The sequence below is a fragment of the Streptomyces sp. NPDC058274 genome (genome assembly GCF_042881375.1).
Taxonomy (GTDB): domain Bacteria; phylum Actinomycetota; class Actinomycetes; order Streptomycetales; family Streptomycetaceae; genus Streptomyces.
The window spans coordinates 200266-209848 of record NZ_JBHVXW010000014.1 but is presented as its reverse complement, the minus strand read 5'-3'; the positions used below and the strand labels follow the sequence as shown (position 1 = coordinate 209848).

The following is a 9583-nucleotide window of genomic DNA, read 5'->3' as shown; positions in this document are numbered from 1 at the left end:
CTCGAACACCGCATCGGCGGCATCGAGAAACAGGACGGCTCCGGCAACATCTCCTACGACCCCGCCAACCACGACTTCATGGTCCGCACCCGCCAGGCCAAGATCGACGGCATCGACGTCCCGGACGTGACGGTCGACGACCCCTCCGGCACCGCCAACACCCTTGTCCTGGGCTGGGGTTCCACCTACGGCCCCATCACCGCCGCCGTACGCCGGCTGCGCGCGGCCGGGGAGTCCATCGCCCAGGCCCACCTGCGCCACCTCAACCCCTTCCCACGGAATCTCGGCGATGTCCTGCGCTCCTACGACCGTGTCGTGATCCCGGAGATGAACCTGGGCCAGCTCGCCACGCTGGTCCGGGCCGCCTATGTGATCGACGCCCATAGCCACACGCAGATCAACGGAATGCCGTTCAAGGTCGAACAGCTCGCGCAGGCTCTCACGGAGGCCATCCATGCCGATTGAGGAACTCTCCCTGATACCGAGGAGCGAAGTCGCCCTCAGTGCACGGGACTTCAAGTCCGATCAGGAAGTGCGCTGGTGCCCCGGCTGCGGTGACTACGCGATCCTCGCCGCCGTGCAGGGCTTCATGCCCGAGCTGGGTCTCGCGAAGGAGAACATCGTCTTCATCTCGGGAATCGGCTGCTCGTCCCGCTTCCCCTACTACATGAACACCTACGGGATGCACTCCATCCACGGCCGCGCCCCCGCCATCGCCACCGGACTCGCCTCCTCCCGACGGGACTTGAGCGTCTGGGTCGTCACCGGCGACGGCGACGCCCTCTCCATCGGCGGCAACCACCTCATCCACGCCCTGCGCCGCAACGTCAACCTCAAGATCCTCCTCTTCAACAACCGGATCTACGGCCTGACCAAGGGCCAGTACTCACCCACCTCCGAAGTCGGCAAGATCACCAAATCGACGCCGATGGGCTCACTCGACGCGCCCTTCAACCCGGTCTCCCTGGCGATCGGCGCCGAAGCGTCCTTCGTGGCCCGGACGGTCGACTCCGACCGCAAACACCTCACCGAGGTACTCCGCCAGGCCGCCGCCCACCCCGGCACCGCACTGGTCGAGATCTACCAGAACTGCAACATCTTCAACGACGGCGCCTTCGAAGTCCTCAAGGACAAGCAACAGGCCGAAGAAGCCGTCATCCGCCTCGAACACGGCCAACCGATCCGCTTCGGCACCGACAACACCAAGGGCGTCGTCCGCGACCAACTCACCGGTGATCTGCGAGTCGTCACCGTCACGCCGGAGAACGAGTCGCAGATCGTGGTCCACGACGCCCACTCCCCCTCCCCGACCACGGCGTTCGCGCTCTCCCGCCTCGCCGACCCCGACACACTGCACCACACCCCCATCGGCGTCTTCCACGACGTCGAGCGCCCGGCCTACGACACGCTCATGGCCGACCAGCTCGACACCGCCGTGGAGCAGTACGGCAAGGGCGATCTCGCCGCCCTGCTGACCGGCAACGACACCTGGACCGTGGAGAACTCCCATGACCTACGTCATCGCGCAGCCCTGCGTTGATCTGAAGGACAAGGCCTGCGTCGACGAGTGCCCCGTCGACTGCATCTACGAAGGCCCCCGCAAGATGTACATCAACCCCGACGAATGCGTGGACTGCGGCGCCTGCGAGCCCGTATGCCCGGTCGAGGCCATCTTCTTCGAGGACGACACCCCCGAGGAGTGGGCGGACTTCCGCAGGGCGGACGTCGAGTTCTTCGCCGACCTCGGCTCGCCCGGCGGTGCCGCGGGGCTCGGTCCGGTCGAGCGCGATCACCCGGTGGTCGCGGGGCTGCCGGTGTCGACCTCGCCGTGATGTGCCGGTGAGCTCAAAGAGCCCGCTCAGCGCGTGCTCAAAGTGCGTGTTCAAAGCGCGTGTCCAAAGCGCGTGTTCAAAGCGCCTGTTCAAATCCCGTTCACCCGCGTCTCATTGACGTGCACGCGTCGTCTCCTTAGCTTCATGGGGCACTGTCATCACGTCAGTTTCCGCTGTGGGAGGAGCCGGGCGTGCGCCGATGTCTCTGGGGAGCGGTCGCGGTTCTGGTCGCATTCGTGTGCGGCACACCGGTGGCGTACGCCGGGACCGTGGCCGCCTCGCACGGAACGGAGCCGCGTCCCTTGGCGCGGCTCTTCGACAACACCGCGGCCGGCGACGACGCACGGCCGGGCGAGGCGGACTTCGACGGCTCCGGCAGCTCCCTGTCGGCGCAGGATCTGACGGCCGCGGGCTGGACGCCCGGGCGTGCGCTGACCGTCCAGGGAGCGCGGCTGACCTGGCCGCGCGCGGGCGCCGGCGAGCCCGACAACGTGCGTGCCGACGGGCAGTCCGTGCGGGTGCGGGGCCGCGGCGACGCGCTCGCGTTCCTCGTCGCGGGCACCGGCGGCTCCGAGCTGAGCGGCACGGGCACGGTGCGGTACACGAACGGCACCGGCTCCTCGTACCGGCTGACCGCCCCGGACTGGCGCGGCGGCCCGCTCGCCACCAAGGCCGTGGCGCTGCCGCACATCAACACCCCCGGCGGCCCACTCGCCGAGGAGGCGAAGCTGTACGTGGTGACGGTGCCGGTCGCGGCCGGCCGTGAGGTCGCTTCGGTCCGGCTGCCCCGGAACCGGGACCTGCATGTGTTCGCCCTGGCCGTCCGCCCGTCGACGCGTGGCTGGACGGGGAGTTGGGCGGTCTCGTCCTCCGGATACACCGCCGTCGGGCCCTGGACCGACCGGACGCTGCGGCTCGTCGTGCACACGTCGGCGGGCGGTCCGCGGGTGCGGATCCGGCTCGACAACACCTTCGCGTCGGCTCCCGTGCGGATCGGCGGGGCCAGCGTGGCCGTGCAGGCGACGGGCGCGCAGGCGGCCGCACCGCCGGTTCCGCTGTCCTTCCGCGGGGCGGCCGGGACCGAGATCCCGGCGGGCGCCCAGGCGTTCAGCGATCCGCTGGGTTTCGACGTGCCGGCGGACGCCAACCTGCTCGTCAGCTTCCATCTGCCGGGAACGGTGACGGCGGCACCCGTGCACCAACTGGCGGTCCAGCGCTCGTACGTCAGCGAGCCCGGCGACCACGCGGCGGACACCGCCCCGGACGCGTACACCTCCACGATCACGAACTGGCCCCTGCTGACCGGGGTGGACGTGGCCGGCGGACCGGGTTCCGTGGTGGTGCTCGGCGACTCCATCACCGACGGCGAGAAGTCGGCGCAGGGCGCCAATCACCGCTGGCCCGATGTGCTCGCCACCCGGCTGCGGAACCAGCATGTGGTCCCGCACTATGGCGTCCTCAACCAGGGCATCTCGGCGAACCGTGTGGTCACCGACCGCTATCCCGGCGACGGGATCTCCACCGACACCGGCGGGGTGAGCGCACTGCACCGCCTGGACCGCGATGTCCTCGCGCAGACGTCGGCGCGTACGGCCCTCGTCTTCGAGGGCGTGAACGATGTGCGCTGGGGCGCCTCAGCGGACCAGGTCGTCGCCGGGCTGCGCGAGATCGCGGACCGGGCCCACGCCCGCGGGATCCGGGTCCTCGCCGCGACCATCGCGCCCTGCGAGGGCGAGTCCCTGTGCACCGCGGCGGCGGACACCCGGCGCACCGCGGTGAACGCGTGGATCCGGGACAACGACGACTTCGACGGAACGCTCGACTTCGACGCCGTACTACGGGATCCCGCGCATCCGGCGCGGCTGCTCCCCGCGTACGACAGCGGGGACCATCTGCACCCGGGGGACGCGGGGCTGGCGGCGCTCGCGGACTCGGTGGACCTCGACGCTCTGGTGCCCCGGACCTGAGCGCCCGGGGCGCGGCTGCGATCGCCGGGCGGTCGGCTTCCCGCTCCCGTCACCTACACGTCGAGGTCCACCACCACCGGCGCATGGTCCGACGCGCCCTTGCCCTTGCGCTCCTCGCGGTCCACGTACGCGTCGCTGACCGCCTTGGAGAACGGCTCGTTGCCGTAGACGAGGTCGATGCGCATGCCGCGGTTCTTGGGGAAGCAGAGCTGGCGGTAGTCCCAGTACGTGAACGGGTGGTCGTACTTGAGGGGGCGCGGCACGATGTCCGACAGGCCCGCCTCGCGCAGGGAGGCCAGGGCGGCACGCTCGGCCGGGGTGACGTGCGTGATGCCCTCGAAGGCGGCCACGTCATAGACGTCGTCGTCCGTCGGCGCCACGTTGTAGTCCCCCAGCACCGCGAACGGGCGGCTGCCCGCCGCGTCGCCGGCGACGGCCGCCTTCAGCGCCTCGAACCACTGGAGCTTGTACGCGTAATGGGGGTGGCCGACCTCCCTGCCATTCGGCACATAGACCGACCAGACACGGACCGGGCCGCAGGTGGCCGAGATGGAACGCGGCTCCTCGACTCCCTCGTAACCAGGGTCGCCGGGCAGGCCCCTGACCACGTCCTCCAGGCCTGCTCGGGAGATCACCGCCACTCCGTTCCACCTGCCGGTGGCGTGGACCGCGGACTCGTAGCCCAGCTCGCGCAGCTGGTCGGAGGGGAAGCCCTCGGCGGTGGTCTTGGTCTCCTGGATGCACAGCACGTCCGTGCCGCTGCTCTCCAGCCAGGCCAGCAGCCTCGGGAGTCGGGCAGTGATCGAGTTCACGTTCCAGGTGGCAATGCGCATGCCTCACAACCTACCCGGCGGGTACGACAACGGGTCCTGCGGTGCCCGGGGAGCGCGGCTCAGACCTCGGCCGAGGCGCCCGGCGTGAGCCGCAGGTGCTCCGCGCCGCCCAGGGCGCCGATCTGGGTGTCGTAGATCGGCCGGGCGAGGTCCGTGAGCAGGGCGTCGTGAATGTCGTACGCACGCTGGGGCTTCACCTCGCGGACGTACTCGATGACCTCGGCGATCTTGTTCCACGGAGCCATGACCGGGAGCATCAGCGTCTCCACCGGCTGGTCGGGGACGGTGAGCGCGTCGCCCGGGTGGAAGACGCGGCCGCCGTCGACGAGGTAGCCGACGTTGGTGATGCGCGGGATGTCCGGGTGGATCACCGCGTGGAGTTCGCCGTGCACCTGGACGTCGAAGCCCGCAGCGGTGAACGTGTCGCCGTGTCCGACGGTGTGCACCCGGCCGGGGAAAGCCGTGGAGATCTTCTCCGCGACGGACTTCAGGGTCCAGATCTCGGCGGCCGGGTTGGCCTCGAGACCGGCCCGCAGCCGTTCCTCGTTGAAGTGGTCGAGGTGCTCGTGCGTGACCAGGATCGCCTCCGCGCCTACGGCGGCGTCCTCCTCGCTGAAGGTTCCCGGGTCGATGACGAGCGTGCGGCCGTCCTTCTCCAGGCGGATGCAGGCATGCGACTTCTTCGTGAGCTTCATGCGTCCATCCTGCCCCGCCGGGTCCCGCGGCGGCCTGCTCAGCGTGGTGCTCTCGCTGCCCGGTTACGCGATCACTCGTGCGGAGTGGTCTCCTCCCGGATGACCGCCTGCGCCACCTTGAAGGCGCTGTTCGCGGCCGGGACACCGCAGTAGACGGCCGCCTGGAGCAGCACTTCCTTGATCTCGTCGGGGGTGAGGCCGTTGCGCAGGGCGGCCCGGGTGTGGAAGGCGAGTTCGTCGAGATGGCCGCCCGCCACCAGCGCGGTCAGCGTGACGCAGCTGCGTGAGCGCCGGTCGAGGCCCGGCCGGTCCCAGATCTCGCCCCACGCGTAGCGGGTGATGAACTCCTGGAAGTCCCCGGAGAAGGCGTCCGCCGAGGTCAGCGCCCGGTCGACGTGCGCGTCCCCGAGCACCTCGCGGCGCACCTTGAGCCCGGCGTCGTACGGGTCGGGGCGCCCCAGCGCCTCCGGCTGGGCCACGGGGGCGGCGATCTCGGCGACGGGCGCGACCGACGGCGGCGGGTTCAGCACCGGTTTCACCGGTGCCGCCGGAATCGCCATCTGGCCGGTCGTCGGTTCGAAACCCTGCTGCCAGGCGGTGGAGAAGTGCCGCACCAGCAGGTCGGTGACCGCGGCCGGCTGCTCGACCGGGACCAGGTGCGAGGCGCCGGGTACGACCGCGAGCCGGGCGTCCGGTATGCCGGCGACCAGCGTGCGCGCCTCGGCGGGGCCGGTCACCTGGTCGTCCGAGCCGACCAGGACGAGGGTCGGCACCCCGATCCGGCCGAGTTCGGCCCGTACGTCGAACCCGGCGAGGGCCTCGCAGGCCGCGATGTAGCACCCGGGGTCGGTGGTGCGCACCATCTGCACGGCCCACTCGGTGATCGCCGGCTGGGCCGCGGCGAACCCGCCGGTGAACCAGCGCTCCGGAGACGTACGGGCGATCGGATCGAGCCCGTTCGAGCGGACGATCACACCGCGCTGCCGGAACTCGTCGGCCGTGCCGAAGCGGGGTGAGGCGGCGATCAGCCCGAGCGAGGCGAGCCGCTCCGGGTGCCGCAGCGCCAGCTCGACGCCCACCGCGCCGCCGAGCGCACACCCGGCATAGCCGAAGCGCTGCACGCCGAGCGCGTCGAGGGTGGCGAGCAGCCGCCCGGCCAGCTCGGTGACGGAGCCGGCCGGGTGCGCGGGGGCACCCCCGTGTCCCGGCAGGTCGTACCGGAAGACCCGCCAGTGGTTCACCAGCTCCGGAACCTGCCGGTCCCACATGTGCCACGTCGTCCCCAGGGAAGGCCCGAGGATCAGGACCGGGGCGTCTTCCGGGCCGTCGAAGCGGTACTGGAGGCCAGGCGTATTCGTCTCACTCACCGCACCACGCTAACCGCCGGGGCCGCCAGCCCGGGCGTGGGGCCCCAGGTCGCCCCCACCGCCTCCCGGACATCTCCCGGACATCAGCGGGAGACCCTCACAGGGCCTTCACCGGATGCCGGACCACCGCGTCGAAGAGGTACCCCTGGGTGTTGGGCACGGTCGTCTCCGGCTGGGTGCGGCCCGTGGTGTCGGTCGCGCGGGCCAGCAGGGTGTACGGGCCCGGGGCCGCGGGCCGCCAGTCGACGGACCAGCGGACCCACGAGCCACGGTGCGGGGCGTCGTGCAGCCGGGCCCTGCGCCAGCTGCTGCCGCCGTCCGTACTCACGTCCACCCGGACGATGCCGCCCGCTCCCGACCAGGAACGTCCGGTCAGCCGCTGCTCGGTACCGGCGGGCAGGCCCGCGTCCCAAGGGAGTTCGAAGGCGCTCTTGAGCGTCTGCCTGGTGAGGATTCGGCCGAGTCGGAGGCGGGGACGGCGAACTCCCGCGCGGGCGGGGCTTGGAGGCCGGCGTCGCCGGTGCGTGCGGGGCCTCGAGAACGCGCCACCCGCGGGTCCCGGTGTGGCATGGCCGGGCAGAGCGGGCGGATGCCGCTGGGCGAGCCCGGGTCAGAGGTCGCCCGGAGTGCCGAGGCCGGTCAGGGCGCCGACCGGGTCCAGGTCGGGGGTGCCTCGGGGCCACCAGTCGTCCTGTCCCGGTTCGGACTCGTAGGCGTACCAGAGCCCGTCGTGGCCCAGGCGGAGCTGAACATGGCCGCGGGGGTGGGTGAGTTGATTGCGCCAGGGCCGGAAGGCGGGCAGGTCGGCGGCCAAAAGGAGCGGACGGGCGCGGTCGAAACGTCCCGCCGGCGGATCCCAGGGCTCCTCGAGAACAGCGAGTCCCTCGATGCCACCCTGCCGCCAGGCTGCCACCGCGCGCGCCAGCTCGGCCGGACTGCGTCCGGTGGCCGTGGCGAGCGAGGAGTACAGGGCGCGGGTCCCGGCGGTGAGGCCGGAGCCGGGGCGAGCGGCGGCGAGCCGTACCGCGTCCTGCCACAGCGTCAGCTCCGCCACCGGGTCCCGCGCGGCGGTCAGCAACGCGTGCGCGCGGGCGGCCGCGTCGGTGGCCAACTGGTCCAGCGCGAACGGATCCGGTCCCCCCGGCGCCGCCGGATACGTCGGCGGCTGCTCGGGGTGCGGCGGTGGTGGCAGGGGCGCCGGCAGCGGCGGGAAGGTGCGGACAGCCAGGGCGTCCGTGGCGCGTACGCCGGGCAGCGGCGCCGGTCCCTGCTCCTGAGCGGCGCGGGCCGCGCGGGCGGCGTTGCGCCGGGACAGGGCGTCGAGCAGTTCGCGTTCGCCGCGGCCGCGCAACAGGAGCAGGACGAAGGGGTCTTCGTCCAGCAGACGTGCCGTCTGGTAGCAGAGGGCGGCCGCGTGTTTGCAGGGGTGGCCGGAGTCGGGGCAGCTGCAGTGCGGTTCCAGATCGCGGGGACCGGGCAGCAGGGAGACTCCGCAGTCGGCGAGGGACTGCGGCATCTCCTTGTCGAGCAGCGCCGCGATGTGGCCGGGGCGCTCGGCGGCGGCGTCCAGGAATCGGTCCCAGTCGCTGTCGGAGAGCGTCCGCAGCCGGACCTGCACGCGGTACGGCCGTGGCCTGCTGCCGTGCACATACGCGAGCACGAGCCCCGGCGTCACGGTGATGGCGTCCACGTGCCCCCGCCCGGCGTACCCCCGCCCCCGGGCGAGCCGCGCCTGGTCCAGCGCCCCCTCCTCCAGCGCCGTCACCCACGCGTTGCCCCACCACGTCTCCGCGAACGCCTCCGCCGCACCGGCCGGCCTCGCCGGAAACGCGGGGAAGGTCCGCCGCAGCTCCCCGTCCCGCCCCGGCGAAGCCATGGACCGCTGCCCACGCCCACCCGCGGACTCCCCCGCTCCGCCTCGGCCGTACCGCGCCGTCGACGCGGCCGGGGGCATCCCGTCGGCCGGGTCGCCGTCGATCTGTGCCGGGCGGTCGGGGTGCGGGGACGCGGACGGCTCGGACGCCGGCTCCTGGTTGTTGGCGACGTCCGCCTGGTCGGGCGCTGAAATCCCGCTCCCCGTACGGTCGTTGGCACTCGCGGAGCCCCCGCTGGGGTCCTGGCCGGAGTCCTCGTTGGAGTCCTCGTTGGAGTCCTCGCGGTCGGGCCCCGCGAGGGGAACTGCACCGGCCGTCGGCTCGGCCGGGTCCTCACTCGGCGGCAGCCCGAGAGGGACACCACCGGTTCGGTACGCGGAAGGGGGCTCAGCTGTGGGCCGCTCGGCTGGAGTCCTACGGGCCGGCTCCTCCAGCGAGGCGTCCGTGGGCAGTTCGAAAGCGCCGGCAAGGAGGTCCCGTACGTCCTGGGCCCGGCTTCCCGCGGTGCGCGAACGTCGCGGCTCCTGCCTACCTCCCTTGCCGGCCGCCGCCTCCGGGGCAGTTCGACGCCGGGCCTCAACTCCCTTGGCCCCGGGGCCCTTCCGCTGCTTCGCCTGTCCCTCGCGGGCCGCGCGCAACGCCTCGCGCGCGATGTCAGCGGGCCGCACGCCTCCCGAGGTTCCCTCATCGCCACGCCCACCCGAGGCCGCGGGCTCCCCCGGGGCAGCGGCGTTTCCCACCGGTGCGTCGGAGATGCCGTCGGAGATGCCGTCGGAAACGGGCACCGAAGCGGAGTCCGCGCCGGAGTCCTTCGCGGTGAGGAGGTCGTCTGCGGCACCGGAGTCCTTCGCGGCGCTGAAGCCCTTTACTGCACGGGAATCCTCCGGGGCACTGAAGCCCCTCACGGCACCGCAGTCCTCCGGGGCACCAGATTCCTGCGGCGCACCGGAGTCCTGTGGAGCAGCACCAAAGTCCGCTGGCGCACCGGAGTCCCGTGGAGCAGCGCCAAAGTCCG

Annotated in this window: 7 protein-coding genes and 2 pseudogenes; 4 read left to right on the top strand and 5 right to left on the bottom strand. The window is 72.1% G+C overall.

Features of this window, described 5'->3' with window-relative positions; all coding sequences use genetic code 11:
- From ACFVYF_RS25755 to ACFVYF_RS25740, 4 genes and pseudogenes are all read left to right on the top strand, one after another.
- Positions 1 to 465 (top strand): annotated as a pseudogene (locus tag ACFVYF_RS25755) (2-oxoglutarate ferredoxin oxidoreductase subunit alpha); the annotation flags it as partial.
- The gene (locus ACFVYF_RS25750; protein ID WP_389458989.1) at positions 455 to 1540 is read left to right on the top strand and encodes a 2-oxoacid:ferredoxin oxidoreductase subunit beta; all 1086 of its coding nucleotides are present in this window, start codon (positions 455 to 457) and stop codon (positions 1538 to 1540) included. The pseudogene ACFVYF_RS25755 and the gene ACFVYF_RS25750, both read left to right, overlap by 11 nt.
- The gene (gene fdxA / locus ACFVYF_RS25745; RefSeq protein ID WP_389458987.1) at positions 1509 to 1832 is read left to right on the top strand and encodes a ferredoxin; all 324 of its coding nucleotides are present in this window, start codon (positions 1509 to 1511) and stop codon (positions 1830 to 1832) included. The genes ACFVYF_RS25750 and fdxA overlap by 32 nt, the downstream gene beginning before the upstream one ends.
- Positions 1833 to 2023: 191 nt before the next feature.
- Positions 2024 to 3799, top strand: coding sequence for an SGNH/GDSL hydrolase family protein (locus tag ACFVYF_RS25740; protein ID WP_389458986.1), 1776 nt, complete (start codon positions 2024 to 2026; stop codon positions 3797 to 3799).
- Positions 3800 to 3852: 53 nt separating this feature from the next.
- On the opposite strand, the gene ACFVYF_RS25735 is transcribed toward ACFVYF_RS25740, so the two are convergent.
- The 5 genes and pseudogenes from ACFVYF_RS25735 to ACFVYF_RS25715 all read right to left on the bottom strand — a co-directional run bounded on the left by ACFVYF_RS25735 (position 3853) and on the right by ACFVYF_RS25715 (position 9473).
- Complete coding sequence (locus tag ACFVYF_RS25735) at positions 3853 to 4632, bottom strand: exodeoxyribonuclease III (RefSeq protein WP_389458984.1); 780 nt, start codon at positions 4630 to 4632, stop codon at positions 3853 to 3855.
- A 59-nt stretch (positions 4633 to 4691) separates the two neighbouring features.
- Entirely contained in the window at positions 4692 to 5327 is a 636-nt protein-coding gene (locus ACFVYF_RS25730; protein WP_389458982.1) for an MBL fold metallo-hydrolase, read from the bottom strand.
- Between the two features lie 71 nt (positions 5328 to 5398).
- Positions 5399 to 6694 carry a 4-carboxymuconolactone decarboxylase gene (gene pcaC, locus ACFVYF_RS25725; protein ID WP_389458980.1) on the bottom strand — a complete coding sequence of 432 codons (1296 nt, stop codon included), beginning with the start codon at positions 6692 to 6694 and terminating at the stop codon, positions 5399 to 5401.
- Between the two features lie 97 nt (positions 6695 to 6791).
- Positions 6792 to 7145, bottom strand: a pseudogene (locus ACFVYF_RS25720) (sulfite oxidase); the annotation flags it as partial.
- A 159-nt stretch (positions 7146 to 7304) separates the two neighbouring features.
- Positions 7305 to 9473 (bottom strand): SWIM zinc finger family protein, encoded by a 2169-nt coding sequence (locus tag ACFVYF_RS25715; protein WP_389458978.1) that lies wholly within the window; start codon positions 9471 to 9473, stop codon positions 7305 to 7307.
- Between the last annotated feature and the right edge of the window lie 110 nt (positions 9474 to 9583).

What these genes read in the sequence shown, in the direction of transcription:
- ACFVYF_RS25750 (WP_389458989.1), top strand. Translation starts at nt 455, where the DNA reads ATGCCGATTGAGGAACTCTCCCTGATACCGAGGAGCGAAGTCGCCCTC.
- fdxA (WP_389458987.1), top strand. Translation starts at nt 1,509, where the DNA reads ATGACCTACGTCATCGCGCAGCCCTGCGTTGATCTGAAGGACAAGGCC.
- ACFVYF_RS25735 (WP_389458984.1), bottom strand. Translation starts at nt 4,632, where the DNA reads ATGCGCATTGCCACCTGGAACGTGAACTCGATCACTGCCCGACTCCCG.
- ACFVYF_RS25730 (WP_389458982.1), bottom strand. Translation starts at nt 5,327, where the DNA reads ATGAAGCTCACGAAGAAGTCGCATGCCTGCATCCGCCTGGAGAAGGAC.